This window comes from Streptomyces spiramyceticus (genome assembly GCF_028807635.1).
GTDB lineage: Bacteria > Actinomycetota > Actinomycetes > Streptomycetales > Streptomycetaceae > Streptomyces > Streptomyces spiramyceticus.
On the sequence record NZ_JARBAX010000001.1, the window covers coordinates 3,971,971 to 3,998,369 of the forward strand.

Sequence of the window (26,399 nt, forward strand, 5' to 3'; positions counted from 1 at the left end):
CCGACCGGTGCTGCATACGTATGCCTCTTCGAGGGGCGCGGGGAGAATCAGCCCCGCGCCGCAAGGGCGTTTGGGAGAGGCGGACCACCATGGCTCACGGCGGCTATTCGACCGGCGGCATCATGACGGACATGGGCGAGGGCCCGCGCGGGCGTGGCGGCTGGAAGGCGACCGCGAGCCGGTACGCGCTCCTGCCGCTTCGGGTCTTCCTCGGTGTCACCTTCATCTACGCGGGCCTGGACAAGATCACCGACGACGTCTTCCTCTCCGCGAGCGGCACCGGCTCGATCGGCGAGATGATGAACGCGGTACGCGACAGCGCGGCGATCCCGGAGATGGTCGACCTGGCCCTGAAGAACCCGGAGGGGTTCGGCCTCGCCATCGGGGCCGGTGAAATCGCCGTCGGCATCGGCACATTGACCGGCCTGCTCGCACGGCTCGCCGCGCTCGGCGGGGCGCTGATCTCGCTGAGCCTGTGGCTGACCGTGAGCTGGCAGACCGAGCCGTACTACTACGGGAACGACCTGGCCTACCTGATGGCGTGGCTGCCGCTGCTGCTGGCGGGAGCATCCGTGCTGTCCGTCGACGCCGCCCTGGCGGCGCGACGGCGCAGGCCGTAGCTCACCCAGGTCGCCGCGCCCGCGAGCAGCAGCCCGAAGCAGACCGCCGGAAGCGCCACGTAGGACGGGGTCTGCCAGGCGCCCGCGGCGTCACCGAGGTACGCGCCGGCCGTGCCCGCCATCACCAGTCCGAGGATCAGCTTGCCGGGACGGAACTCGTGCCGGAAGCGGGAGCGCCGCCGCTCAGGACTGGTGCTGTGGTTCGCGCTGCTGTGGTTCTGGTCGCGGTGGTTGTCGGGGCGGCGGTTCTCGCTGCTGTCGTTCTCACCGTGCGGCACGGGTCACCTCCACCTGTCCTACGCCGACTTCCAGGTGCAGCTCAAGCGTCCCGGCGGGCTTGGTGCCCTTGTCCTGGGGCGCCTTGAGCGTCTTCTGCGTATCCACACCTGTCCGGATGTCGAAGTCCTGCCGCCTCTCCCCGGGCAGCTGTACGTCGCCCAGGCCCACGTCGATGTCCGTCTCCACGGTCGCGCCCCTCGGTACGACGACCTTGGCCTGCCCGGCGCCGACCTGCACCCGGGTGGTGACCGTCCCGTCGGGCGGGATGCGTACGCCGCTGAGGTCGAGCGTGCCGATGCCGGACCCGAGTTCGTACACCGGCTGTACGGACGCGGCCGTCGTGGGCTTCCAGTCCGTACGCATCCAGTCCGTCGTGATCTCCTTCGGCAGCGCGGCCGACCCGGCCAGCAGGGCCGCCGTGACCATGGTGAGCAGGATCGTGCCGAGTCCCGTACGCCCGCGGAAGGCGCTGACCGCTATGCCGAGGCCGAAGACGGCGAGTGCGCAGGAGAGGCCGATCTGAAGGCTCGTACCGAACGGCTGCGCGTCCCACGACAGGCCGGTGCCGAGCCCGCCCGCGAGTACGGCCAGCAGGAACACCCGGCCGCCGATGCCGCGCGGCCCGCGCGTCGCCGGGTCGCGGCGCGGCTGCTGCTGCGGCGGGCGGCCCGGCTGCGGGGACGGACCCGTGGCCGGAGGCGGTACGTCGTCCACGGCCGCGCCCTCGGGGCCCCACAGGTAACCGATGCCGACCGGGCCCGTCGTGCCGTCCTTGATGATCGGGTCCCGCCACCACGAGGGGGCGCCGGGAACGGGCGGCGGCTGCGTCTCGGGCGGCGCGACCGCCACGGCCTGTGCGGCCACCGGGTCGAGCGGGCCGGTCTCGGGGTCGGCGTGGCGGCGGCGCTGGGACCAGTACGTTGCGCCGGTGAGGGCGATCGACAGCATCACGGCGAAGCCGAGAACGCTGCCGTTGCTCAGCATCGACAGGAACAGGCCGCAGCCGACCAGGGCGAACAGCACGGCGACGAGCGTGGCCCCGTCGACGCGGCCCGTCAGCAGCCGACGGGCCTCGTTCTCGTCCTCGCCGTCGAGCGGGATGAACAGCCAGGCGAAGCCGTAGAAGATCAGGCCGATGCCCCCGGTCACAGCCAGGACGCCGAGCCCGATACGGAAAATCACCGGGTCGAGGTCGAAATGCCGGCCGAGCCCGCCGCACACGCCGCCCACGACCTTCTGCCGCTTGATGCGGCGCAGCGGCGGCTGACCCGGGCCCGGTTCGGCGTCGGCGCCCACCGGGGCGGCCTGCTGCGCATCTGTCATGGGTCCATGGTGACGGGCGGTTCGGCGCGGCGGGACCATCGGCGACCCTGGACGATCCCTGATTTCGACCCCGAGAGGGCTTTTCGGCACGTGGTGCGGGATACGTAGCGGGATACGTAAGGGACACGTAGGGGACCGACCCTGATGCCCCTGCCTGCCCGTACATGTGACTATCGGGACATGCCAGTCGCCACGCCCCGCCGGGCCACCAGCTCCCGCGCCCCCGAACCGGAGGAGCCGCAGCCGCGCAAGCTGTACCGCAGCGCCGAAGGGCGGATGCTGGGCGGCGTGGCGCGCGGGCTCGCCGGGCATCTCGGGCTGCCGGTGGTGTGGGTACGGATCGTCTTCCTGGCGCTCTTCCTCGCGGACGGCATGGGCGCGCTGCTGTACGCCGTCTTCTGGTTCGTCGTCCCGCTGGGCGTGGGAGGTGTCGACGCGCCGCGCTCGGTCTTCGAGACCACGCTCGACGGGCGCCGCAGGCTGCGCAAACCCGACAAGGGCCAGGTCTTCGCGCTCTTCGCGCTGCTCGTCGGCGCCGTCACCTTCGTCAGCAACGTCCAGGTGGGCGGCAACGCCGGACGGTACATCTGGCCGACGCTGCTGATCGGTCTCGGCGTGGTCCTCGTATGGCGCCAGGCGGACAACGCGCGCCGCGCCCACTGGATGGAGATCGGCCGCCGCCGCCGGATGCTGCAGATCGCGCGCGGCATGGCGGGCGTCGCCCTGGTCGGCATGGGCCTGACCGCGTTCCTGGTGGTACGCGGCTCCGCGGCGCAACTGGGCAACGTACTGACGGCGGCGCTCGCGGTGCTCGTGGGCATCGCACTGCTGGCGGGTCCCTGGCTCGTACGCATGACCCAGGACCTCTCCGAGGAGCGCCTGATGCGCATCCGCGCGCAGGAACGCGCCGAGGTGGCCGCCCACGTCCACGACTCCGTCCTCCACACCCTCACCCTGATCCAGCGCAACGCGGAGGATGCGGGCGAAGTACGCCGCCTGGCCCGCGCGCAGGAACGCGAGCTCCGCAACTGGCTGTACAAGCCCGAGGGCACGGGCAAGGAGGAGTCGGAGGAGCCCGCCACCCTCGCGGAGGCGGTGAAGCGCTCGGCTGCCGAGGTCGAGGACAAGCACGGCGTACCGCTGGAGGTCGTGGTCGTCGGCGACTGCCCCCTCGACGACAAACTGGCCGCCCAGATGCAGGCCGCACGCGAGGCGATGGTCAACGCCGCCAAGTACGGTGGCGAGGGCGGAGCGGTGCAGGTCTACGCGGAGGTCGAGGGCCGGACGGTCTTCGTCTCCGTACGGGACCGGGGACCCGGGTTCGATCTGGATTCGGTGCCTGGCGACCGTATGGGCGTACGAGAATCAATCATCGGCCGTATGCAGCGCAACGGCGGTACGGCGAGGCTGCGTTCCGCGCCCGACGGGGGCACGGAAGTCGAGCTTGAGATGGAGAGGGCGGCGGACGCATGACCGAGGCAAGCGGGGCAAGCGGGGACGGCGTGGAGCGCAGGGTACGAGTGGTGCTGGTGGACGACCACCGGATGTTCCGTACGGGCGTGCAGGCGGAGATCGGCCAGACCGAGACGACGGGCGTCGAGGTCGTCGGCGAGGCCGCCGACGTCGACCAGGCGGTCACCGTCATCACGGCGACACGGCCCGAGGTCGTCCTGCTCGACGTACATCTCCCGGGCGGCGGCGGCGTCGAAGTCCTGCGCCGCTGCGCGCCGATGATGGGGGCGGCGGAGAATGCGGTGCGCTTCCTGGCCCTGTCGGTGTCGGACGCGGCGGAGGACGTGATCGGCGTGATCCGGGGCGGGGCGCGCGGCTACGTCACGAAGACCATCACGGGCGCGGACCTGGTGGACTCCATCTTCCGCGTCCAGGACGGCGACGCGGTCTTCTCACCGCGCCTTGCGGGCTTCGTACTCGACGCGTTCGCTTCGACGGACGCGCCGCCGGTGGACGAGGACCTGGACCGGCTGACGCAGCGGGAGAGGGAGGTGCTGCGGCTGATCGCGCGTGGTTACGCGTACAAGGAGATCGCGAAGCAGCTCTTCATCTCGGTGAAGACGGTCGAGTCGCATGTGTCCGCGGTCCTGCGCAAGCTGCAGCTGTCGAACAGGCATGAGCTGACGCGCTGGGCGACGGCCCGCCGCCTGGTCTGACGTATCTGATCTGTCCGACCCGTCTGACCTGTTTGACCTATTCCAGGTGCTTACGGGCATCCATCAGGGCAAAGCCGAGGAGGTTGAGCCCGCGCCAGGTGGCGGCCGATGCGGCCCGTTCGTCGTCGGCTGCGAGGCCGATGCCCCAGACCCGGTCGAGGGGGCTGGCTTCGACCAGGACGCGGTTGCGGGTCGCGCCGAGGTACTCACGCAGTGCGTCGTGCCGGCCGAACTTGGCGATGTTGCCGCGCACGACGATGCCGTAGCGGTGCTCGCGCCACGTCTTCTCGTCGAAGTTGCGGATCCGGCGGCCCAGGGCCTTGGCCTCGGCGGGATGCTTGGTGTCGAGAACCTTGGTGGCGATTGCGGGATCGTCGAACAGCCACGCCTTGTGGGCCATCATGTAGTGCTCGGCGGAGCGGTAGGTGTGGCCGTCCTCGACGAAGTCCACGGGCCACCACTGGCTGAGACAGCCGGGACCGGCGGCGGCGCCGCGGGTGGGCCGGTGGCCCCAGAAGTAGTGGTAGCGGAGGGGCCGTTCGGTGCTCTGTTCTGCTGCGATGGCCTCCTCTACGGACATGGGAAGCGGTGTGTGACGGTCGTTCAACATTGACGCACCGTTACATACCTGCGCCGACGGCCTCAAGCGAATTGACCTCGAACCACACCGTTTTGCTGATCCTGCACGCACGCAACTGGTGCGCCCCACCCACTGAGCCGCGCGCCCAGGCAGCGAAAGCCGAGCGGCGAATTCAGCTGCTCCGGGGCCCGGCTCCCGGGGGCGGCCCCACAGCAGAAGCAACCAACGCCCCCGGCCGGCGCGCGACTGATGTCAGTTGCAGCAGTCGCACCCAGTACGGCAGCCACAGCCATCGGCCTCGGCCTGCGGCGGCGCCGGCACAGCGGCGGCGGCGGGGGCTGCGCAGCAGGTTTTGCCCTGCCAGGCGTCCCTCCCCTCCTTGGCCGCCACCGCTGCGATCGCGAGCGCCGCGATCGGGTCGGCCCATGACCAGCCCAGGGTGGCGTTGAGTACCAGGCCGACCAGCAGTACGGCCGACAAGTACGTGCACAGCAGGGTCTGCTTCGAATCGGCGACCGCCGACGCCGAGCCGAGTTCGCGCCCCGCCCTGCGCTGGGCGGCCGACAGGACCGGCATCACCGCCAGCGACAGGGCGGCGAGCACGATGCCGGGGACGGAGCGCTCGGCCTCGCCGGTGCCGGCCAGTGCGCGTACGGCGTCGAACGTGACGTAGGTGGCCAGCGCGAAGAACGACACGGCGATGATCCGCAGCGTGGTCTTCTCCCGCGCCTCGCGCACGGCATGATCACGGGCGGAGAACTGCCAGGCGACCGCCGCGGCGGAGGAGACCTCGACGACCGAGTCCAGGCCGAACCCGACCAGGGCGGTGGAAGAGGCGATCGTGCCCGCGGTGATGGCCACAGCCGCCTCGACGAGGTTATAGGTGATCGTGGCGGCAACCAGTATTCGTACACGGCGAGTGAGCGCATCCCGGCGGGTCGGCGCCGGACCGGTGGATGTCTCCGCGCTCATGTCAGCAGCAGCCCTTGTCGTCGGCGTCGACGCAAGTACGGTCGGTCTCCACCGCCACCACGGCGGTGCGCAGGTCGTCCAGCGCGTGACCGAGGCGGGGGTCGGCCAGCTCGTAGCGGGTGCGACGGCCCACGGGGACGGCGATGACCAGGCCGCAGTCGCGCAGGCAGGCCAGGTGGTTCGACAGCCGGGTGCGGGAGATCCCGAGCGCCTCGGCAAGGTCGGACGGATGGGCGGGCGCCTGGCGCAGGGCGAGCAGCAGCCGGCAGCGGATCGGGTCGGCGAGCGCGCGGCCGAACCGCACCAGCACCTCGACGTCGGAAGCGAGAGTCAGCACAGCAACGACAGTACATGGATTTCTGAATTCAGAAAACCTTGGATCCCGATGGAACCACCGAGCGTAGATCAGCCTCTGGCTAGTGAGTCAGACCCAATATGCAGCCAGTACGCAGCCAGTACGCACCCAGTACGCACCCGATACGCATCAGCCGTACCAACTCTCCGGAGGACACGTGAAGATCACCGCCACCGCCATATCGCTGACCGTCGACGACGTACCCGCCTCGGCCGCCTTCCTCACCACCCACTTCGGTTTCCAGGAGGCCATGGCTGCCGACGGCTTCGCTTCGCTCACGCGGGAGGACGCGGTGAACGTGATCTTCCTGAAGCGGGGGGTCGAGGTACTGCCCGAGGGGTTCCGGGATCAGCACGCGGCCGGGGTGATCGTCGCGTTCACCGTCGACGACCTTCCGGCGGAGTACGAGCGGCTCAAGGGCGCGGGCGTCGACATCAGCATGGAGCTGCGTGAAGAGCCGTGGGGCGAGCGCCTTTTCCAGGTCACTGACCCCAACGGCGTGATCATCCAGCTCGTCGACTGGGTCACCCCCGCCGGGGAGTGACCCGCGTACCCGCCCCGGGCCCGTCTACGCCGGCCGCGTCGCACCCGCGTACGGCATCTCGTCGATCGGCGCGACGCGGACCGGGGCGCCGGGGCGGGGGGCGTGGATCATCTGGCCGTCGCCGATGTAGAGGCCTACGTGGGTGATGCCGGAGTAGAAGAAGACCAGGTCGCCGGGGGCGAGTTGGGAGCGTGGGATGCGCTGCCCGGCGTTGATCTGGGTGTACGTCGTACGGGGGAGGGCCACGCCCGCTGCGTGCCAGGCTGCCTGCGTAAGGCCCGAGCAGTCGAAGGCGGAGGGGCCCGTGGCGCCCCAGACGTAGGGCTTGCCGATGGCTCCGTAGGCGAACGAAATCGCTTCTGCGGCCCGGGCGTTCGGGGCCTGGACCGGACCCGCGCCGCGTGTGGCGGCGCGGTCGGCACGTGGGGCGGCGGAGGAGTTTCCGTGGCCGTCCTCGGCGGCGTACTGCGCGCGCTGAGCCGCGGTCAGCCGGGACAGGAGGTCCTCGGCAGCGCCGATCCTGTCCTGGATCGTCGCCTTGTTCTTCCTCAGTGCTGCCTGGTGGGACTTGAGTTCTTCGAGGCGGTCGTCCGCCTCGCCGCGCAGCCTGCTGATCTCGCCGAGCTGCCGGCGGATCCCCGTGACGGCCGCGGACTGCCGGTCACCGGCGCGGTCGGCGATCGAGGCGCGCTCCAGGTACTGGTCCGGATCGGAACTCAGCGCGACCTGCACGGCCGGGTCGATGGCGCCCGTACGGTACTGGGCGGTGGCGAGCGAACCGAGCGCGTTGCGCGAGGCGTTGAGCCGGTCGGTCCTGCGGGCGGCTTCGTCGCGCAGCTCGTCCAGCGACTCGCGGGCCTCGCCCGCCTTCTCCTTCGCGCCGTTGTACTTCTCGGTTGCGACCTCGGCATCGTGGTAGAGCTGGTCGACCTTGGCCTTCACCTGAGCGGGGGTGAGGGCGGGCTCCGCGTGTCCGACACCCTCGAAGGCGGTGGCGCTCGCGGCTCCGGCGAGGGCGAGGGTGGCGGCGGTGCGGGCGGTACTGCCGGTGAGCGTGCGCTGCTTGGGCTTTCGGTGCGCGGCCACGAGGGCGTCCACGTCCTTCCGTCCTGTACGTCGTCCGTTCGCGTCCGGCGGCGGTCCGCCACAGGGGGAGCGGGCCGCCGCCGGACTTTCGGCGGTAGGCGGCCGACTGCCGCTCCGGGGAGGGGCGGCGGTGGGGAGCCGGTCACCTGGGAGGGACGCTAAACCGGAGGTCACGGGAGAGCGACGGAATAGCCGACAGTGACTGAATTAGGTGATGTGGTGATCGTGAGTGACAACTGGGCTCACGGGGGAGCGGGGTGTTCCCCTACTTCCGTGACCGATGTGGCGAATGAGGGGTACCTGGGCGCCCGGTGCTGCTAGGGCGTGTCCGGCGGATCAGGCCGGCTTCAGGGGGCGGCGCCATATCAGCGCAGATGTGCGTGCCAAGCCCCGCGGCCCAGGCATGATCCGCCGGACACGCCCTAAGGCCATGGCTAGGCTCCGGCCCATGCACGTACTGATCAATGTCTTCGTCGGCCTGCACATCATCGGAATCGCCTCGCTGCTCGGCGGCTTCCTGACCCAGATGAAGGCCATGGGCGAGGGCACGGCCCGTTTCACCCCGGCGATGCTGCACGGCGCGCTGACGATGCTGGTCACGGGCGTGGCGCTGGTGGGGCTCAACCAGGCGGACGGCCAGGCGGTGAACAACCTCAAGATCGGGATCAAGCTGGCGATCCTCGTGGTGATCCTGGGCCTGGTGTACGTCAAGCGGGACGACGAGAAGATCGAGAAGGCGCTCTTCGGCGCGGTCGGCGGACTGACCGTCGCCAACATCTTCATCGCGGTGCTCTGGACCTGAGCCGGCCGGGAGGCGGAGCGCCTGCGGGTGGCTCAGGTCCAGAGTCGGTGCGGGCCGGCGGACCGGGCGGGTCGGCGGACCGGCGGACTTCCCGACCAGTGGGCCGACCGGCGGATCAAGCCGGTCGTACGCTGCCGTAGATCGGCATGTAGTAGATCGACTCCTCGCGGACGTACGCTCCGGGCTTCGGGGCGTGGATCATCTTGCCGTTGCCGATATAGATCCCTACGTGGCTGATGTCGTCGTAGAAGAAGACCAGGTCGCCCGGCTTGAGGTTCTCGGTAGCGACGCGCGTGCCGACCTCGACCTGGTCCCAGGTGGTGCGGGGGAGGTCGACCCCGGCGGCCTTCCAGGCGTCCTGGGTCAGGCCGGAGCAGTCGTACGAACTGGGGCCCGTGGCGCCCCAGACGTAGGGCTTGCCAATCTGGGCGCGGGCGAAAGCAATGACCTTCTCGGCCTTGGCGGCGTACGCGTCACCGGCGTCGGTTCCGGTTCCCGTCCCTGTGCCTGTTCCGGTCCCGCTCCCGGTGCCTGTGCCCGTACCGGTTCCCGTATCCGGATCGTCCTGCTGCGCCTCTTCCTGCTGGCGGCGGCGCTCCGCCTCGGCCTTCGCCTCGGCTTCCGCCTTGGCCTTGGCCTCCGCCTTGCGCCGCGCCTCCGCTTCCCTCTTCTTCTCCAGCTCCGCGAGCCGGGCCTTCTCCTCCGCCGTCAGCTGTGACAGCAGCTCGCGTGCCTGGCCGAGCTTGCGCTGTACATCCTGCTTGGCGGTCTTGAGGGAGGCCTGCGACTCCGTGAGGCTCTCCAGGCTCTTCGACGCCTCGGCGCGCTCCTTCGACGCCTCGGCCTGCTTCTTCTCGAAGTCGGTGACATCCGCCTGCTGACGGTCCGTCATCCGGTCCATCATCTGGTTCTGATCGAAGTACGCCTGCGGGCTGTCCGCGAGGAGCAGCGCGGCGGTCGGGGTGATTGCACCCGTCCGGTACTGCGCGGCCGCGTAGTTGCCCAGCTTGCGCCGGGCCTCGTTCAGCTTCTCGGTGCGCTTGGCCACGGCGTCGAGCAGGCCGTCCACCGACTTCCGCTGCTGCTCGGTGGCTTCCTTCGACTTGTTGTACTTCTGCGTCGCGGTGCCGGCCTGGCGGTAGAGGTCGTCGACCTTCTTCTGTACCTCTTCGACCGTCGGCTTGGGCTCGGCCGGGGAGATCGGCGCTACAGGAGCGGCCGGCGCAGCACCGGCGCTCTGGGCGAGCAGGCCGACGGAGGCGAGAGCGGCCGTCGATATACCGAGGGCGGGCGCGGCGGTGCGTGTGCGATTGCGCGGTTTGCGATGCGACGCCAAGGTCGGCATCTCCTTCCGTGGACCGCCTACCGGGTTAGCTGTCGGGTTCGGGCGGAACGGAAGGCTGCCCTACGGTCCGTGGGAAGTACGTACCGATTCACCCCAGGTGGTGCGTGTGGGTCCCCGGTTCCGAACTGCCATGTGGCAGCACGGATTCGGCGTGGGCCGCCCGCTCCGACGCCGTTCGCCGGTGGGGGTACGAGCCGCCCGTCGCTGCACGTTAGCCAACTCCCGTTACTACTGGGAAGTCTGATGTTCGAAATGCCCGATACATTTTCGTGACCTTTGCGGTCGGGGTGATCGGGGTGGGCGCTGCGGGGAAGGTGGAGGGGTGCCGCGGCTGGTACCTCGGGGGTGTACGAGGTGGGCGCGTGGGTCGCGCGCGGCGGTGCCGAGTGCGGTGCGGGCCGCCCCTCCACCCGCCCCCTCCCGCCTTCGCTCCGCGGCGTGGTCAACGTCACAAACGCCGGATTACGGGTCCCCTCCCGCCCGAAGTGAGGGGAGCAGGGGAATCCGGGGCGGGCTGTCGGCGGTCGCGCCTAAGCTTGGTAGACGATGAGCAGCCTCTTTGACGACAGCTTCCTGGCCGACCTCCAGCCCACGGAGGAATCGGCCCCGCCGCCCCCCGAGGACACCTCCCCGGAGGAGGTCCCGCACGACCTCTTCGGCGGTGCTTTCGACGTGCCCCCGGCGGCCAGGGACACGTACTACAGGGACGGCGCCCCGCGCCCCGCCGTGGACGCCGCCGCGCTGCTCGACGGCCTGAACGAAGAGCAGCGCGCCGCTGTCGTGCACGCCGGGTCGCCGCTGCTCATCGTGGCCGGCGCGGGCTCGGGCAAGACCCGGGTCCTGACCCACCGGATCGCGTACCTGCTGGCCAAGCGGGGTGTGCACCCCGGCCAGATCCTGGCGATCACCTTCACCAACAAGGCCGCGGGCGAGATGAAGGAGCGCGTCGAGGACCTCGTGGGTCCGCGCGCGGGCCACATGTGGGTCTCCACCTTCCACAGCGCGTGCGTGCGCATCCTGCGCCGCGAGTCGAAGAAGCTCGGCTTCACGTCCTCGTTCTCGATCTACGACGCCGCCGACTCGAAGCGCCTGATGGCGCTCGTCTGCCGCGATCTCGACCTCGACCCGAAGCGCTTCCCGCCCAAGGCCTTCAGCGCCAAGGTCTCGAACCTGAAGAACGAGCTGATAGACGAAGAGGCCTTCGCGGGCCAGGCCGCCGACGGCTTCGAGAAGACGCTGGCGCAGGCGTACGCGATGTATCAGGCGCGGCTGCGCGAGGCCAATGCCCTGGACTTCGACGACATCATCATGACCACGGTGCATCTGCTCCAGGCGTTCCCGGACGTCGCCGAGCACTACCGGATGCGCTTCCGTCACGTCATGGTCGACGAGTACCAGGACACCAACCACGCTCAGTACACGCTCGTGCGCGAGCTGGTAGGTCCTTCGGGCGAGGACCGGGCGCCGGCCGAGCTGTGCGTCGTCGGTGACGCCGACCAGTCGATCTACGCCTTCCGCGGTGCCACCATCCGCAACATCCTCCAGTTCGAGGAGGACTATCCGGACGCGAAGACGATCCTGCTGGAGCAGAACTACCGCTCGACGCAGACCATCCTCACCGCGGCCAACGCGGTCATCGAGCGGAACGAGAACCGCCGACCCAAGAACCTGTGGACGGAAGCCGGTGCCGGTTCCCTGATCACGGGATACGTGGCGGACACCGAGCACGACGAGGCCCAGTTCGTCGCCGAGGAGATCGACCGGCTGACGGACGCGGGCGACGCGAAGGCCGGCGACGTCGCCGTCTTCTACCGTACGAACGCCCAGTCCCGTGTCTTCGAAGAGATCTTCATCCGGGTTGGCCTGCCGTACAAGGTCGTCGGCGGCGTCCGCTTCTACGAGCGCAAGGAGGTCCGGGACGTCCTGGCGTATCTGCGCGTCCTGGCGAACCCGGAGGACACCGTTCCGCTGCGCCGCATTCTGAACGTACCGAAGCGGGGCATCGGTGACCGCGCCGAGGCGATGATCGACGCACTGTCGCTGCGCGAGAAGATCACCTTCCCGCAGGCGCTGCGGCGCGTGGACGAGGCGTACGGCATGGCGGCGCGCTCGGCCAACGCCGTGAAGCGCTTCAATACGCTGATGGAAGAGCTCCGTACGGTCGTGGAGTCGGGAGCCGGGCCCGCCACGGTGCTGGAGGCCGTTCTCGAACGGACTGGTTACCTCGCCGAGTTGCAGGCCTCGACCGACCCGCAGGACGAGACGCGCATCGAGAACCTTCAGGAGCTGGCCGCTGTTGCCCTGGAGTTCGAGCAGGAGCGCGAGGGCGACGAGCCCGGGACGCTGGCCGAATTCCTGGAGAGGGTCGCGCTCGTCGCCGACTCCGACCAGATCCCCGACGAGGACGAGGACGGGTCCGGTGTCATCACGCTGATGACGCTGCACACCGCCAAGGGCCTCGAGTTCCCGGTGGTGTTCCTGACAGGCATGGAGGACGGCGTCTTCCCGCACATGCGCGCGCTCGGCCAGACCAAGGAGCTGGAGGAGGAGCGGCGGCTCGCGTACGTCGGCATCACGCGCGCCCGCGAACGGCTCTACCTCACGCGGTCGACGATGCGCAGTGCGTGGGGGCAGCCTTCGTACAACCCGCCGTCGCGCTTCCTGGAGGAGATCCCGGAGACGCATCTGACGTGGAAGCGGAAGGGTGCGCAGGTCGTGGCGGGTTCGAGCGCCGGATCGGGTTCGATGTCCGGCGTCGCTTCGTCGCTTTCGGCCTCGCTGTCCTCGCGGTCGCGGTCCGGCGGTGGCGCTTCGGGGTTCGCGACGCGTCGGGCTTCGGACAAGCCGGTGATCTCGCTTTCGGTCGGTGACCGGGTCACGCACGACCAGTTCGGGCTCGGCACCGTGATGACGGTGACCGGGACTGGTGCGGACGCGCAGGCGACGATCGACTTCGGCGACGAGCGGCCGAAGAAGCTGCTGCTGCGGTACGCGCCGGTCGAGAAGCTGTAGCGGCTGTCGGCCGCCGGCCGTCGTAGCGGGGGAGGGTGGTTCGGTTTTACGTCGGGCTGAGGCTGTGGCTGCGGAGCCACGGCAGCGGGTCGACGGCCGAGTCGCCGCCGGGGCGCACCTCGAAGTGGAGGTGCGGGCCGGTGGAGTTGCCCGAGTTGCCGGAGTAGGCGATGACGTCGCCCGCCTGGACCGAGCCGGAGCGGACCTTTGTGCTGCTGAGGTGGCAGTACCAGGTCTCCGTGCCGTCGGCGGCGGTCACTATGGCCATGTTTCCGTAGGCGGTGTTGTACTGCGTGCGGACCGTGCCGTCGGTCGAGGCCATCACCGGTGTGCCGTACGAGACGGGGAAGTCGATGCCGGAGTGCACGGACATCCAGTTGACCCCGGCCTGGCCGTAGTACGCGCTGAGGCCCTCCTGCTCGACCGGCAGCGCGAACTTGGGGCGGGCGGCCTCCTTGCGGGCGGCCTCCTCGGCCTTGCGCTTCTTCTCGGCGGCCTGGCGGGCCCTGAGGTCGATGCGCTCTTGCGTACGGCTGGCGCGGTCGGCGAAGTCGTCGGCATCCGCGCTGAGGTTGGCGAGCTGGGTGTCCAGCTTGTTGTTCACGGCCACAGGTTTGACCGAACCCGGGTCGGCGGCGGAGGCCGTGGTGGCGGTGCCCTTCTTCTCCTCGGGCGCGCCGGTCCCGACGCCGCTGACCGATGCCGCGGCGATACCGGCGACGCCCATCACGCAGGCGGAGGGCACGGCGACGGTGAAGAGGGCGGAGCGCTTGGCGGGGGTGCGGCGGCGGCTGCGGCTCGCGGAGCGGCGGGCGGAGCGGGGGCCGACGGATACTGATGCGACGGGCGTTGCGGAGGCGAGTTCGCCTTCGTGGCCCGCCGGTTCGTCTTCCGGTTCGTCTCCCGGCTGGGCCTCGGGCGTGTCGTACGGCTCGGGTTCAGGTTCGTACGCATGACCGTACGGCTGCTCGTAGGCGTCGGGCGTGTCGTGGGTGACTTGGGTGTCGTGCGCCGTGTCGTGCGTTGCCTCGTACACCGCAGGTGTCTCGACCAGGTCGACCGCCGGGAACTCGGCTGTCTCGTAGGAGACTTGCTGCTGGGGCGGGATGGTGGCATACGCACCGGTATGGCTGGTGGTGGGTGCGGTGTGGTCCGTGTGGCCGGTGTTCCAGGCGGTGGTGTCGTACGCGCCGGTGTCGTATCCCGGTGCCGTGTTCCAGTGGCCGGTGGTGTCCGCGGCCTGTGTGAACTGCGCCGTTTCGTACTGGCCGGTCTCGTACTGGCCGTTTTCGTATGGGCCGGTCTCGTATGAGCCGGTCCCGAACTGCCCTGTCTGGTTCCAGGCGTTGGAGTCCCACTGGCCGGTGGACTGTGCCGGAATGTCCGTGGTTGTCTGATAGCCGGTGGTGGCCCAGGTTCCGGTGGTGTCGTACTGCTGCGTGCCGTAGGCGTCGTAACTCTGCGCCTGGCCGCCCGTTGTGTCCCACTGGGTGGAGTCGTACTGACCGCTGTGGCCTGCCCCGTAGTGGCTTTCCGTGTCGGGGAGCGCGCCGAAGAGGGGGTCTGTCTGGAAGCTGCCGGTGGAGTAGCCGTCGTACCCGGCGTGGGCGTGCTGGTCGTCCACCAACTTCTCTCTCGCCTCGGCAAATCAGGACCTGTGGGGGCTGGGGTCCCGGGAGGGGCCCCAGAGGCAAAGCAGTGGCGCGACTGTACCCGGCGGTAAGGGACGGCGACAATCTTCGCCAGGAATTGAGGGCACCGGAATCGGGCATTCGGCCGTCTTTTGGCGGACGGCGGGCACAGCTTTGATCCTACGTTCGACGAGTGTTCGACTGCGGTTCAGGCGACCGAGACCGAGCCCGACGCTCCTGCGGCCGCGTCCTGAGTCTGGAGCGCCTGCCGGATGCCGGCGGCGACTGCCGGGTGTACGGGCAGGGCGAGATGGCCGATTCCTGTCACTCGGACGTTCTGCACGATGAGGTCCTGGTGCGTGACGCAGGCCGTCTCCACGGGGAGCATCAACTGGTCGAGATCGCTCCAGAAGCTCACGAACCGGGTGCGGCAGCCGGGAGCCGGCCTGCGGAGCTCCTCGATCACGTCGGAGCCGGGGCGCATCTGCCGCACGATGGGGTGGGCGCTCATGGGTGGGGCCACTGTGGTGCCCGAGTGCGGGGTGCCGAGGGTGACAAGGGTGCGTACCCGGATGTCGCCGCCGAGCCTCTGCACGTAATAGCGGGCGATCAAGCCGCCGAGGCTGTGGCCGACGATGTCGACCTCGGTGTGGCCCGTACGCTCGCGGATCTCGTCGACATGGCGGGCGAGCAGCTCGGCTGCGGTGCGGATGTCGCAGGTCAGCGGTGAGTAGTTGAGCGACTCCAGGTGGCGCCAGCCGTGCCGGGCGAGGGAGCGGCGCAGCAGGACGAAGACGGACCGGTTGTCCACGAAGCCGTGGAGCAGGACGACGGGCAGGTGGTCCGGTCCGGACGTGGGCAGCCGGGAGGCTTCGGGCGGGATCGGAGCGACCGGCTCGGGGAGCGGGGCGGGGGCGTCCCGGCGCTCCTGGGCAATGCCCGACGGGTAGAGAAACAGGTGCCCGGCGAGGATCGCCAGCTCCAGGGCGGTTGCTCTCAGGAACGCGGCGGACAGTCGTATCTGGCGCAGGCGGGGCGGAAAGAAAAAGAAGAAGGGTAAGACCCTCATGGCCGACCTCCCGAACGGCACGCGGGGTGGCGGCTCTGTCCCCCGTGGGCCCTCATGGGGTGCCGGGCCGAGACGCTCAGCGGCCGTACCACCGTGCCGGGCGGCTGACGGCACGGTGGTACGGCGACCTCGTTGCGGCTCCCCTTGCGATCGCCCCCGACTGCTGCTGTTGCTGCCCTTTGTGGCAGGAGCGACGCATAGCGAACATGTCCCACGTGTGATTTCCCCCTCCCTATCCACCGTGAAACGGCCGGTTGCGGGATGCTGGAGATAACGTTCGTTCACTTCCCCGTCCTTTTCAGGTGCGGGGGCGCGTGCCAATGACGGCGCAGTCGGTACATGGAGGCAGTGATGGGTGTGACCGGGCCGATCCGCGTGGTGGTCGCCAAGCCGGGACTCGACGGGCACGATCGCGGGGCGAAGGTCATCGCGCGTGCGCTGCGCGACGCCGGTATGGAGGTCATCTACACCGGACTTCACCAGACGCCCGAGCAGATTGTGGACACCGCCATCCAGGAGGACGCCGACGCGATCGGCCTGTCCATCCTCTCCGGCGCGCACAACACGCTCTTTGTGAAGGTCATCGAGCTGCTCAAGCAGCGCGACGCGGAGGACATCAAGGTCTTCGGCGGCGGCATCATCCCGGAGGCGGACATCGCGCCGCTGAAGGCGCAGGGTGTCGCGGAGATCTTCACGCCGGGCGCGACGACGCAGTCGATCGTCGAGTGGGTCAACAGCCACGTCCGCCAGGCGGCGCAGGCGTAGGCGCCGCCGCAATACGGGGGGCCGGACACCGGAGAGGCTGGGCACCGGAGGGGCCTTGGCGTTCCTGCCCGTGGTGTCCTCGTCCCCGGGCGCAGTACTTGGGGGAGTCCGAGGACTGGGGCCCCCGCGGTGGCCCTCACGCGGCGGCAGCCGCAAAATGTCACCGCGGGAAGGGGCGGGGCGGGGTAGCTCCGCTTCCCGCCACGGGCTGCGGCGTCCCGTGCAGCTCCGCGAGCATCGCCGCCCTGAAGCGCAACGTGCCGACCAGCCGCTGGAACGCTTCCGACCAGTACCCACCGGCCCCGGGCGACGCGTCCTCCTGCTCGTCCGGCGTCGTCGTGAGTATTTCGAGGCGGCCCGCTTCGCCGGGGTCCAGGCAGCGCTCGGCCAGGCCCATGACCCCGCTGAAGCTCCACGGGTAACTCCCGGCGTCCCGCGCGATGTCGAGCGCGTCGACCACCGAACGGCCGAGCGGCTCCGCCCAGGGCACGGTGCAGACCCCGAGCAGCTGGAAGGCCTCGGAAAGGCCGTGCGCCGCGATGAACGCCGCCACCCACTCCGCCCGCTCCCCCTCGGGCAGCGTCGCCAGCAACTTCGAGCGCTCCGCGAGCGATGACGTGCCGGGACCGGTGTCCGGGGGTGTGGAGGGTGCGCCGAGCAGCGCCCGGGACCAGGCGGCGTCCCGCTGGCGCACCGCCGCCCGGCACCAGGCGGCGTGCAGCTCCTCCCGCCAGCCGTCGGCCACCGGCAGGGCGACGATCTCCTGCGGCGTACGGCCGCCGAGCCGGTGCGTCCACGCGGACAGCGGAGCCGACTCCACCAACTGGCCCAGCCACCATGATCGTTCGCCCCGCCCGGCCGGGGGCTTCGGCACGACGCCGTCGCGCTGCATGTCCGCATCGCATTCGTGCGGCGCCTCCACGGCGATGCGCTCGCCGCCCCTCATGCGGTCGGAGCGGTCCAGGCTGACGCACGTGGTGGCACGGGCAGCCATCCGGCCGGCCAGGGCCGAGCCGGGCAGGGCGGAGAGCAGTTCGGCGGCGGTGGAGCGCACATTGCGGCTGCGGTCGGACAGCGCCTGTTCCAGGAACGGCTCGTCCGCGTCGCAGAGGCCGGTGCGCAGCGAGTCGAGGAACATCAGGCGGTCCTCGGCCCGCTCGGTGGGCCACGTCGTGGCGAGCAGCGCGAGCGCGGCGCCCGATTCGTGCGCCCGTACGGCGGCGAGGAGGCCGACGCGCTCCGCGAACAGGCCCTCCTCCCACAGACGTCGTACGGCGGCCGCGTCTTGGGGGTCAGGCAGTGAGGCGCCGCCCGACGCACCGCGCAGGGCGAACCGCCAGTCGGCATTGAGCCCGGCCAGCCACAGTCCGCGCGGCCCGGCGAAGGTCAGGGCGTGCGGCCGCAGGTCCGTACGGGCGCGGGCGGCGTCCAGCAGTGCGGGCAGCAGGGCCGGTGGTGCCTGATGGCGGCACCGGTTGGCAGCGGCGAGCCACTGAGGGAGCAGCTCGGTGAGGTCGGGCGTCGTGCCACGACGCCCTCCGGCGCCGGCGGGCGACGCCGAACGGCCGGCCAGCAGCTGGGCGAGGCGGCGCCGGGCGGCCGGGGGCAGCTCGGGACGCGGATCGTGGGGCGCGGGCTCGGGGCGCGCGGCGGCGGGCGCGGGGAGCAGACCGGCCCTGCGCCGTACGGTCTGGTGCGCGGCGGCATCCAGCAGCGCGACCGGTGCTTCCTTGCCGGGGGCGGCGGCGGGCGGCGTCCGTCGGTCGGTGCCGAGCAGGGCCACGGTGACGAGCTCCTCCCACGCAGTAGTTTCCCAGGCGCCGGGGGCGGTGGCTGGGGCGTCAGCGGCGGTGGTGCCGGCGCTGGCGGTGCCCGCGGTTGTGGTGAGTGCGGTGGCGGTGCCTGCCGTGGCGGTGCGTGCAGCGGTGGTGGTGGCGCCTGCGGTAGTAGTGCCTGCCGTGGTGGTGCCTGCGGCGGTAGTGGCTGTCGTGCTCGTGGTGCTGGTCATCGGGGCCCTCCGTACGGTCAGGTGTCGATGAGCGGGACTGTTTCCGCCGAGCCTTCGGGCCAGGCCGTCAGTGGGGTGAAGCCGCGGTGGCCGCACTCGCCGAAGACCGTGACCGGGCCGCCGCCGGACAGGGCGGTGAGCTTCCACAGCCCGGGCCGGGACAGTGCCCTGGGGTCCACGGGCAGCGCCGCTCCTCCCCCAGAGCCTTCGGCCAGTTGCCAGCCGTCGCCGGACGGGACCGGTATGACGTCGCTCAGAGTCACCGGCCAGGCCTCCAGCCAGGGATCGTCCCTCAACGCCCTCCCGTAGGCGCTGAGGGCTTCGGCCGTGCCCCGGCCGGGCGGTGGCGCGTCGATTGCGACCGGGGCGCCGAACCGCTCACCGACGTCGGCCCGGAGCTGGCCCGCGCCGGGGTAGTAGGTGAGCTCGGTGTCGAGCATCAGGCCCACGGGCAGGGCGATTTCGGGTGCGCGGCCCGCGGCGCCGAAAGACAGCACCAGCGCCGTACGCCCCGATTCCTTGCCGTACAGCCATATGCGGCGCGTGACGAGCTTTCCGTCCGGGGTGTCGTACTGCGCCAGCACCAGCCAGCGGTCCCGCACCGGCGGGCCCGCTGCGGGTGCGGTGAGGCCGACGCGCGTCCGCACGGTCGCGGCCAGCGGCTCCGGCAGCCGGTCGCGGCCCAGCCAGGCCACGTCCAGCAGGTGCAACATCGCGCACTCCTCCAGCAGCCGCACCGGCCAGCCCGGTCCCGACGCCGGTATCGCACCCAAATCCCGTACCCGAGCGGCCAGTCCTGGTGCCTGTGCATCGACCATGCGGGCGGCCGTCTCCTCCCACATCGCGTACCCCGTCTGCTCGGCGGCGGCGAGACCGCCGCGCAGCAGGTCGGTCAGTCGTTGCTCCAGCTCTGTGGCCCCCATGGTGATCCGCTCGGCCCGGCGCTCGGCCCTGCGCCTGGCCGCCTCCGGGTCGGCCGCCCCGCCGGATGTCCCCTCGCCTTCCCCGGACTTCGCGTCCGGCGAACCCGCCTTGCGCCCGGCCTTCTCGCTGCGCGCAGCCAGCCATTCACGGGCCCAGTCGGGCACCTCCGAATCCCGCACGGTCGGATCGTCCGCAGCCCACAGCAGCAGCAGCCCCAGCGCGTGCTTGCACGGGAACTTCCGGCTCGGGCAACTGCACTTGTACGCCGGGCTGCCGCCCGCCGTATCGACCACCGTCCGATAGGGCTTGCTGCCGCTGCCCTTGCAGAGCCCCCAGACGGCTCCTGAACCGCTGCTCCCCGCCTCCGACCACGACCCGGCCGTGCCGAGCCTGCTTCCCGTCTTGCGTGACGCATCGTCAGGAGCCAAAGCCAGCACCTGTTCCGCAGTCCAGCGCACCCCCTGCTGATTCATGGGAAAGACGCTACGGGCCACCACTGACAATGGGCTCCCACCTGCGGTTTCGCCGGGTGTAGGCGGCCGGAGTCGGCGTATCATGACTGCACTTCGCCCCCTTGACGGGCGCGAGGTCCTGAAGCTGAAAACCGGGGGGTCCCTCATGAACCGCATCGTCCGCGCAGCCGTCTGCGCCACCGCCGTCACCGGCCTCGCTCTCGGCCTGGGCGCCTGCGCCACGACCGTCGACGAGGTCGACAAGGCGGTCAACGAGACGTACGAAGTCACGTACGAGGTCACGGGCAAGAGCGTCGAATCCATCGAGTACACGGGCGGCGAGGGCACGGCCATGAACCCGAAGATGGAGTCGGCCAAGAAGCCCACGCTGCCGTGGAAGAAGACGGTCACGCTCCGCGGCATCATGGCGCCCGCCGTCTCGCCGATCAGCATCGACGGCTCGGCCGATCTGACCTGCAAGGTCATCTACAAGGGCGAGACGATCAAGGAAGCGAAGGGCGAGAAGGCCATGGTCGGTGGCTGCGTCGCGGTCTCGCCGATCGCGAAGTAACCTCCGGGCTCTGCCATTTGGGCCCTGACCTGCGATGACGGTCGATTGTCAGTGGCGTGGTGCACGGTGGATCCCACATCCGGGAAATCTGGAGGGGGATCCATGACCGTGCCCGAAATCAAGCCCGTCGACGGTGTCGCCAGTACCGGCAGCGCCGCCGGTGCGGACAGCGTCGAGGCCCTGCGGCCGCACGCCGAGGACGCGTTCGCCGACGAGCTCAAGGCGCTGGCCGCGGCCGACGACCGGGCGCGGCCCGCCAGATGGCAGTTGTCGCCGTGGGCCGTCGCCACGTACCTGCTCGGCGGGACACTGACCGACGGCACGGTGATCACGCCCAAGTACGTGGGCCCGCGCCGGATCGTCGAAGTCGCCGTCACCACGCTCGCCACCGACCGGGCCCTGCTGCTGCTCGGCGTCCCCGGCACCGCGAAGACCTGGGTCTCCGAGCACCTCGCCGCCGCCGTCAGCGGCGACTCCACGCTGCTCGTGCAGGGCACCGCCGGTACGCCCGAGGAAGCCATTCGCTACGGCTGGAACTACGCCCGGCTGCTCGCGCACGGACCGAGCCGCGACGCCCTCGTGCCCAGCCCCGTCATGCGGGCCATGGCCGACGGCATGACAGCGCGGGTCGAAGAGCTCACCCGCATCCCGGCCGACGTGCAGGACACCCTGATCACGATCTTGTCGGAAAAGACGCTGCCCATCCCCGAGTTGGGGCAGGAGCAGCAGGCAGTACGCGGTTTCAATCTCATCGCCACCGCCAATGACCGCGACCGGGGGGTCAACGACCTCTCCAGCGCTCTGCGCCGGCGCTTCAACACGGTCGTCCTGCCGCTGCCCGCGACGGCCGACGCGGAGGTCGACATCGTGTCGCGCCGCGTCGACCAGATCGGGCGCTCCCTCGATCTGCCGGCCGCGCCCGACGGCTTCGACGAGATCCGGCGTGTGGTCACCGTCTTCCGCGAGCTGCGGGACGGCGTCACGGCCGACGGGCGTACGAAGGTCAAGTCCCCTTCGGGCACGCTTTCCACGGCGGAGGCGATCTCCGTCGTCACCGGCGGCCTCGCCCTCGCCGCGCACTTCGGGGACGGCGTCCTGCGCTCCGGCGACGTCGCGGCCGGGATTCTTGGTGCGGTGGTGCGCGACCCGGCGGCGGACCGCGTCATCTGGCAGGAGTACCTGGAGACGGTCGTCCGCGAGCGTGACGGCTGGAAGGACTTCTACCGCGCCTGCCGGGAGGTCTCGGGATGACGGGTGGCCCTCTGCTGCTGGGCGTGCGCCACCACGGGCCCGGTTCGGCCCGCGCGGTGCGGGGCGCGCTCGACGCGGCGCGGCCCCGCGCCGTACTGATCGAGGGACCGCCCGAGGGCGACGCGCTGCTGGCGCTGGCGGCGGACGATGCGATGCGCCCGCCCGTGGCCCTGCTGGCGCATGTCACGGACGACCCGGGGCGGGCCGCGTTCTGGCCGCTGGCCGAGTTCTCCCCGGAGTGGGTCGCGATCCGCTGGGCGCTGGGGCACGACGTCCCGGTGCGTTTCATGGACCTTCCGGCGGCGCACTCGCTGGCGCTCGCGGAGGAGACGGGGGACTCGGCCGAAGCCGACGCCGGCTCGGGGGAGGATCCGGCGATCGATCCCCTTGCGGTGCTCGCGGAGGCCGCTGGGTACGACGACCCGGAGCGGTGGTGGGAGGACGTCGTCGAGCACCGCGGGGGCGGCGTGGGAGGCGGCGATCCGTTCGCGCCCTTCGGTGCGCTCGCCGAGGCCATGGGCGCGCTGCGTGAGATGCACGGCGACGGCGGGCACCCCCGCGACCGTGTGCGCGAGGCGTACATGCGCCTCCAACTCCGCTCCGCACGCAGGGAGTACGGCGCCGACATCGCGGTCGTCTGCGGTGCCTGGCACGTGCCCGCGCTCGGTGACAAGGTCGCCACCGCCACGGCGGACCGGGCGATGCTCAAGGGCCTGCCCAAGGTCAAGGCCGAGATGACCTGGGTGCCCTGGACCCACCGCAGGCTCGCCCGACGCAGCGGATACGGCGCGGGCATCGACTCGCCCGGCTGGTACGGGCACCTCTTCGGCGCTCCTGACCGGCCCGTCGAGCGCTGGATGACCAAGGTCGCCGGGCTCCTGCGGGACGAGGACCGGATGGTCTCCTCCGCCCATGTCATCGAAGCCGTCCGGCTCGCCGAAACCCTCGCCGCCATGCGCGGCCGCCCCCTCGCGGGCCTGACCGAGACGACCGACGCCGTCCGCGCGGTGATGTGCGAGGGCTCCGACGTCCCGCTCGCGCTCGTACGCGACCGGCTCGTCGTGGGAGACGTACTCGGCGAGGTCCCGGACGCGGCGCCCGCCGTGCCGTTGCAGCGCGACCTGACCAGGTCGCAGCGCAGCCTGCGACTCAAAGCTGAGGCGCAGGACCGCGAGTTGGAACTCGACCTGCGCAGGGACACCGACGCGGCCCGCAGCCGACTGCTGCACCGGCTGCGGCTCCTGTCCATCGGCTGGGGCGAGCCCGCGGCGTCGCGCGGGAGTACGGGTACGTTCCGGGAGAGCTGGCGGCTGCGCTGGGAGCCGGAGCTGTCGGTGCGGGTCGCGGAGGCCGGGGTGTGGGGCACCACCGTGCTCTCCGCCGCCACTGCCAAGGCCGAAACACAGGCTGCCTCGGCCACAGCACTCGCCGATGTCACCGCTCTCGCCGAGCGGTGCCTCCTGGCCGAACTGCCCGACGCCCTCCCGGTGGTGATGCGGGCCCTGGCCGACCGCGCCGCGCTGGACGCGGATGTCGGCCACCTCGCCCAGGCGCTGCCCGCCCTCGCCCGGTCCCTGCGGTACGGCGACGTGCGCGGCACGGACACGGCCGCGCTCGGTGAGGTGGCGGCGGGGCTGGCCGAGCGGATCTGCGTAGGGCTGCCGCCCGCCTGTACGGGACTCGACGCGGACGGCGCGGCAGAGATGCGCCGCCATGTCGACGCGGTCCACACAGCGATCGGTCTCCTGGCGGAGACGACGGCGGGCGACGATGCCGACCTGCGCGGGCGTTGGGCGGGCGTGCTGCGCAAGCTGGCCGCGCGGGAAACCGTGGGCGGGGTGATACGCGGGCGGGCCGTGCGGTTGCTGCTGGACGACGGGCGGCTCGGGGAGGACGAAGCAGCGCGCTTCATGGGGCTCGCCCTTTCCCCGGGCACGCTGCCGGCCGACGCCGCGGCTTGGGTCGAGGGCTTCGTCGGCGGAGCGGCGGGCGGCGGAATGCTCCTCGTGCACGACGAGCGGCTGCTGGGTCTGGTCGACGCCTGGCTCACCGGCGTGTCCGACGACGCCTTCATCGACGTACTGCCGCTGCTGCGCCGCACGTTCTCGGCGTACGAGCCGGGAGTACGGCGGACTTTGGGCGAACTGGTCAGACGCGGCCCGTCGGCCGAACGCCAGGCGAGATCGGAGGCCGGCGCACCCGGTTTCGGCCCGGGGCTCGACGAGGAGCGCGCGGACGCTGTGGTGCCGGTGCTGCGGCTGTTGCTGGGCGACACGGATGGCGAGGGCGAGGTGACGGGCGAGGCGGTGGCGCGCGAGGTGGCGGGCGACGGGGTGAGTGACGTGGTGGATGACCTGGTGGACGACCTGGCGGGGGAGGCCCGATGAGCGTGAAGGGCAGGGACGTAGGGGCGGCACCGGCGGATGCGTCGGTGACGTCGGAGCGGCTTCGGCGGTGGCGGCTTGTGTTGGGTGGCGGGGAGGGGGATGGGACCGGGTGCTCGCTCACCGGGCGGGACAGTTCCATGGACGGAGCGCTCAGTTCGCTCTACGGCGGTGGGCGCGACGCGGGCCGCAGCCGATCCGCCGGGCTCGGCGCTTCCGCGCCGTCCGTCGCGCGCTGGCTCGGCGACATCCGTACGTACTTCCCCAGCTCCGTCGTCCAGGTCATGCAGCGCGACGCCATAGAGCGGCTCGGGCTTTCGGCGCTGCTGCTGGAGCCGGAAATGCTGGAAGCCGTCGAGGCCGACGTCCATCTCGTCGGGACGCTGCTCTCGCTCAACAAGGCGATGCCCGAGACGACCAAGGTGACCGCGCGCGCGGTCGTTCGCAGGGTCGTTGAGGATGTGGAGAAGCGGCTTGCCACCCGTACCAGGGCCACTCTGACCGGCGCCCTCGACCGCAGTGCCCGCGTCAGCCGCCCCCGGCATCGGGACATCGACTGGGACCGTACGATCCGGGCCAACCTCAAGAATTACCTTCCGGAGTACCGGACTGTCGTTCCCGAGCGGCTCGTCGGGTACGGCCGCGCTTCGCAGTCCGTGAAGAAGGACGTCGTCCTGTGCATCGACCAGTCGGGGTCGATGGCCGCATCCGTCGTCTACGCCTCCGTCTTCGGCGCGGTCCTTGCCTCCATGCGCTCGATCGCCACCCGCCTCGTGGTCTTCGACACGGCCGTCGTCGATCTCACCGACCAGCTGGACGACCCGGTCGACGTGCTCTTCGGCACACAGCTCGGCGGCGGTACGGACATCAACCGGGCCCTCGCGTACTGCCAGTCGCAGATCACGCGGCCTGCCGACACCGTCGTCGTGCTGATCAGCGACCTCTACGAGGGCGGGATACGGGACGAGATGCTGAAGCGGGTAGCGGCGATGAAGGCGTCGGGAGTGCAGTTCGTCGCGCTGCTCGCGCTCTCCGACGAGGGCGCCCCGGCGTACGACCGTGAGCACGCGGCGGCTCTCGCGGCGCTGGGCGCACCCGCTTTCGCCTGTACGCCCGACCTCTTTCCGGAGGTGATGGCGGCGGCAATCGAGAAACGACCACTGCCCATACCGGACATGGTGACTCATCAGTAACACAAGACTTGCGTAACCCCGGGAGTCTCGTGCGAGCATCACCCCCGTCGTTCCCTTCGTCGTTCCCTCCCTCGTTTCTGAAGGATTCCGGTCCCTTGACTGCCGTAGTCGCTCCACCCGCCGCTGCCCTGCGCGTAATGCGCCGGGCGGCCGGGCGGCGTGCGCTGCAGGTGGTGCTGGTGCTCGGCGGACTGCTGGCGCTCGGGTTCCTGTGGGGCGGGCAGGCGTACGCCGCCGAATCGCCGACGCCGGCTCGTGACGCAGAATCGGCCGTTGCCGGCGCCGTCGTGGCTCCGGTCGAGGAGCAGTCGACCCGGCCTGTGCACAAGGGCGCCGAGGCCGTGCGAGAGGCCGCGGAGTCGGTGACCGTCGTGGCTCAGCCGGTGATTGGGGTCGCGCAGCGCGCCACCCGGCCCGTCGGCGAGGTGGCCGAACAGGTCGACAGGCGGCTGCCCATGAACGAACCGCCCGCGGCGGAGCTGCCGGTCGTGCCGAAGGCGCCTGGGATACCCGGGGCGTCGGAGCTTCCCGCGGCGTCGCCGGTTCCGGATCCGTCCTCGGACGGTGCGGAGGAGGCTGCGCACCTGGGCACCGGCGAGCGGGCGCAGCGGGGCGCGAGTGGGGGCGTAACCCTGCCCGTAGCGCACAAGGCCGGTGTGGGCGACAGGTCGTACCTGTCCCTGTACCTGGCAGGTGGTTGGGGCGAGTCGGTCCCCGACGGGCATCGGGATGGCTACCGGAGCCCGGACGTTCCTCGGTACGGCCAGGCGCCTGTGCAGGCGCCCGGCGGGCCGTGCCGTGACGGCGTACGACCGGCGGCCGGTGACGTGAGCGCGCCGCGTTCCGGTGATCAGGCGGCCGCGTTCGCCGGGGACGCCCGTTTCGGACTCGTGCGCGGGGCCGCGCTTCCGGCGACCGCCGCACCGACCTGCGAACAACCTGACGAAATTCTCGAATTCCCCGGCTAGGGCAGACCGTCCCCCGCTCAATGACCTGCCGCGCGGGGGCGGGACAGGTCTGCCCGCCATCCGGAAATCTCCGGCCAGCCGAACGAATTCGAAGGAT

General features: G+C 70.9%; 23 protein-coding genes and 1 riboswitch. Of the genes, 12 read left to right on the plus strand and 11 right to left on the minus strand.

All coding sequences use genetic code 11. The features are described from left to right. The first annotated feature begins 122 nt into the window (after positions 1–122). Positions 123–620 carry a DoxX family protein gene (locus tag PXH83_RS18215; protein ID WP_274562886.1) on the plus strand — a complete coding sequence of 166 codons (498 nt, stop codon included), beginning with the start codon at positions 123–125 and terminating at the stop codon, positions 618–620. Here PXH83_RS18215 and PXH83_RS18220 read toward each other — a convergent pair. Continuing rightward, entirely contained in the window at positions 530–898 is a 369-nt protein-coding gene (locus PXH83_RS18220) for a hypothetical protein (protein ID WP_274561434.1), read from the minus strand. The two genes, PXH83_RS18215 and PXH83_RS18220, sit on opposite strands and share 91 nt — an antisense overlap. Further along, positions 885–2,222, minus strand: coding sequence for a PspC domain-containing protein (locus tag PXH83_RS18225; protein WP_274561435.1), 1,338 nt, complete (start codon positions 2,220–2,222; stop codon positions 885–887). Before PXH83_RS18225 ends, PXH83_RS18220 begins: the two co-directional genes overlap by 14 nt. Positions 2,223–2,402: 180 nt before the next feature. On the opposite strand from PXH83_RS18225, the gene PXH83_RS18230 reads away from it, so the two are divergent. Both PXH83_RS18230 and PXH83_RS18235 read left to right on the plus strand, forming a co-directional pair. Beyond that, a complete protein-coding gene (locus tag PXH83_RS18230) occupies positions 2,403–3,695 on the plus strand; it encodes an ATP-binding protein (protein WP_274561436.1) in 1,293 nt (430 codons plus the stop codon). Then, positions 3,692–4,390, plus strand: coding sequence for a LuxR C-terminal-related transcriptional regulator (locus tag PXH83_RS18235; RefSeq protein WP_274561437.1), 699 nt, complete (start codon positions 3,692–3,694; stop codon positions 4,388–4,390). Before PXH83_RS18230 ends, PXH83_RS18235 begins: the two co-directional genes overlap by 4 nt. 37 nt (positions 4,391–4,427) lie before the next feature. Here PXH83_RS18235 and PXH83_RS18240 read toward each other — a convergent pair whose 3' ends face one another. The 3 genes from PXH83_RS18240 to PXH83_RS18250 all read right to left on the minus strand — a co-directional run bounded on the left by PXH83_RS18240 (position 4,428) and on the right by PXH83_RS18250 (position 6,279). Beyond that, positions 4,428–4,970: an NADAR family protein gene (locus tag PXH83_RS18240; RefSeq protein WP_274561438.1), complete on the minus strand. Its 543-nt coding sequence runs from the start codon at positions 4,968–4,970 to the stop codon at positions 4,428–4,430. A gap of 252 nt (positions 4,971–5,222) precedes the next feature. Further along, the gene (locus PXH83_RS18245; RefSeq protein ID WP_274561439.1) at positions 5,223–5,942 is read right to left on the minus strand and encodes a cation efflux transmembrane domain-containing protein; all 720 of its coding nucleotides are present in this window, start codon (positions 5,940–5,942) and stop codon (positions 5,223–5,225) included. A gap of 1 nt (position 5,943) precedes the next feature. Continuing rightward, positions 5,944–6,279 carry an ArsR/SmtB family transcription factor gene (locus PXH83_RS18250; protein ID WP_274561440.1) on the minus strand — a complete coding sequence of 112 codons (336 nt, stop codon included), beginning with the start codon at positions 6,277–6,279 and terminating at the stop codon, positions 5,944–5,946. 175 nt (positions 6,280–6,454) lie between these two features. On the opposite strand from PXH83_RS18250, the gene PXH83_RS18255 reads away from it, so the two are divergent. After that, entirely contained in the window at positions 6,455–6,841 is a 387-nt protein-coding gene (locus PXH83_RS18255; RefSeq protein WP_274561441.1) for a VOC family protein, read from the plus strand. A gap of 24 nt (positions 6,842–6,865) precedes the next feature. On the opposite strand, the gene PXH83_RS18260 is transcribed toward PXH83_RS18255, so the two are convergent. Continuing rightward, a complete protein-coding gene (locus tag PXH83_RS18260; RefSeq protein ID WP_274561442.1) occupies positions 6,866–7,939 on the minus strand; it encodes a C40 family peptidase in 1,074 nt (357 codons plus the stop codon). Positions 7,940–8,375: 436 nt separating this feature from the next. Here PXH83_RS18260 and PXH83_RS18265 point away from each other — a divergent pair, with 436 nt between their 5' ends. Next, positions 8,376–8,729 carry a hypothetical protein gene (locus tag PXH83_RS18265; RefSeq protein ID WP_274561443.1) on the plus strand — a complete coding sequence of 118 codons (354 nt, stop codon included), beginning with the start codon at positions 8,376–8,378 and terminating at the stop codon, positions 8,727–8,729. Positions 8,730–8,844: 115 nt separating this feature from the next. On the opposite strand, the gene PXH83_RS18270 is transcribed toward PXH83_RS18265, so the two are convergent. Beyond that, entirely contained in the window at positions 8,845–10,074 is a 1,230-nt protein-coding gene (locus PXH83_RS18270; protein ID WP_274561444.1) for a C40 family peptidase, read from the minus strand. Further along, positions 10,073–10,236: riboswitch (cyclic di-AMP (ydaO/yuaA leader) on the minus strand. Its footprint overlaps the gene before it by 2 nt. A gap of 384 nt (positions 10,237–10,620) precedes the next feature. Here PXH83_RS18270 and pcrA point away from each other — a divergent pair. After that, the gene (gene pcrA / locus PXH83_RS18275) at positions 10,621–13,086 is read left to right on the plus strand and encodes a DNA helicase PcrA (protein ID WP_274561445.1); all 2,466 of its coding nucleotides are present in this window, start codon (positions 10,621–10,623) and stop codon (positions 13,084–13,086) included. Positions 13,087–13,132: 46 nt separating this feature from the next. On the opposite strand, the gene PXH83_RS18280 is transcribed toward pcrA, so the two are convergent. Further along, positions 13,133–14,710, minus strand: a complete 1,578-nt coding sequence (locus PXH83_RS18280) for a M23 family metallopeptidase (RefSeq protein ID WP_274561446.1) — start codon at positions 14,708–14,710, stop codon at positions 13,133–13,135. A 215-nt stretch (positions 14,711–14,925) separates the two neighbouring features. Continuing rightward, on the minus strand, positions 14,926–15,786 hold the full coding sequence (locus PXH83_RS18285; protein WP_274561447.1) for an esterase/lipase family protein: 861 nt from the start codon (positions 15,784–15,786) through the stop codon (positions 14,926–14,928). A 351-nt stretch (positions 15,787–16,137) separates the two neighbouring features. Here PXH83_RS18285 and PXH83_RS18290 point away from each other — a divergent pair, with 351 nt between their 5' ends. Then, a complete protein-coding gene (locus PXH83_RS18290; protein ID WP_274561448.1) occupies positions 16,138–16,551 on the plus strand; it encodes a coenzyme B12-dependent isobutyryl CoA mutase small subunit in 414 nt (137 codons plus the stop codon). A 160-nt stretch (positions 16,552–16,711) separates the two neighbouring features. On the opposite strand, the gene PXH83_RS18295 is transcribed toward PXH83_RS18290, so the two are convergent. Together PXH83_RS18295 and PXH83_RS18300 are read right to left on the minus strand one after the other, a co-directional pair. Next, the gene (locus PXH83_RS18295; RefSeq protein ID WP_274561449.1) at positions 16,712–18,559 is read right to left on the minus strand and encodes a DUF5691 domain-containing protein; all 1,848 of its coding nucleotides are present in this window, start codon (positions 18,557–18,559) and stop codon (positions 16,712–16,714) included. 17 nt (positions 18,560–18,576) lie between these two features. After that, positions 18,577–19,956, minus strand: a complete 1,380-nt coding sequence (locus PXH83_RS18300; RefSeq protein ID WP_274561450.1) for an SWIM zinc finger family protein — start codon at positions 19,954–19,956, stop codon at positions 18,577–18,579. Positions 19,957–20,101: 145 nt separating this feature from the next. Here PXH83_RS18300 and PXH83_RS18305 point away from each other — a divergent pair, with 145 nt between their 5' ends. The 5 genes from PXH83_RS18305 (at position 20,102) to PXH83_RS18325 (ending at position 26,302) form a co-directional block, all read left to right on the plus strand. Next, entirely contained in the window at positions 20,102–20,506 is a 405-nt protein-coding gene (locus PXH83_RS18305; RefSeq protein ID WP_274561451.1) for a hypothetical protein, read from the plus strand. Between the two features lie 102 nt (positions 20,507–20,608). Further along, a complete protein-coding gene (locus tag PXH83_RS18310; protein WP_274561452.1) occupies positions 20,609–21,757 on the plus strand; it encodes an ATP-binding protein in 1,149 nt (382 codons plus the stop codon). Beyond that, positions 21,754–24,144 (plus strand): DUF5682 family protein, encoded by a 2,391-nt coding sequence (locus PXH83_RS18315; RefSeq protein WP_274561453.1) that lies wholly within the window; start codon positions 21,754–21,756, stop codon positions 24,142–24,144. The genes PXH83_RS18310 and PXH83_RS18315 overlap by 4 nt, the downstream gene beginning before the upstream one ends. Beyond that, positions 24,141–25,334 (plus strand): VWA domain-containing protein, encoded by a 1,194-nt coding sequence (locus PXH83_RS18320; RefSeq protein ID WP_274561454.1) that lies wholly within the window; start codon positions 24,141–24,143, stop codon positions 25,332–25,334. The genes PXH83_RS18315 and PXH83_RS18320 overlap by 4 nt, the downstream gene beginning before the upstream one ends. Before the next feature lie 95 nt (positions 25,335–25,429). Next, on the plus strand, positions 25,430–26,302 hold the full coding sequence (locus PXH83_RS18325; protein WP_274561455.1) for a hypothetical protein: 873 nt from the start codon (positions 25,430–25,432) through the stop codon (positions 26,300–26,302). The last annotated feature ends 97 nt before the right edge of the window (positions 26,303–26,399 follow it).